This is a genomic window from Ochrobactrum sp. SFR4, from assembly GCF_019730395.1.
Classification (GTDB): Bacteria; Pseudomonadota; Alphaproteobacteria; order Rhizobiales; family Rhizobiaceae; genus Pseudochrobactrum.
Genome location: NZ_JAAPBB010000565.1, coordinates 1 through 306, shown reverse-complemented (window position 1 = coordinate 306; position 306 = coordinate 1). Strand labels below are relative to the sequence as shown.

Sequence of the window (306 nt, the reverse complement as noted above, 5' to 3'; positions counted from 1 at the left end):
GAGGCGGAAGAAAACCTCCCGAAATAACTGGTGTCCCCCCACAACCCTACTGCGCCGGTGCTGCCGGCGCTTTCACGGTGATGGTGCATTGCTGATCTGAACCGGCCGTGCGCGCGGCCTCGGCGCATTGCCCGATCGCCTCGGCATTGTCGCGCACGAGCTGCGAGGAATCGGCCACGCCGCGCCAGCTTCGGGGATCGGCCACCCGCATCATGGTGACGCCGGCGTTCCATCGGTCCTGACCTATGACGGTCGCCGCAACATGGGTGTCGGCCGAGAAGGGCAGGAAACGCGGCAACAGCAAAA

1 protein-coding gene is annotated in these 306 nt (G+C 65.4%); it reads right to left on the bottom strand.

Features of this window, described 5'->3' with window-relative positions:
* Positions 1–46: 46 nt before the first annotated feature.
* The coding region (locus HBA93_RS20270; protein ID WP_221724473.1) for a DUF6118 family protein at positions 47–306 on the bottom strand (260 nt) is incomplete at its 5' end.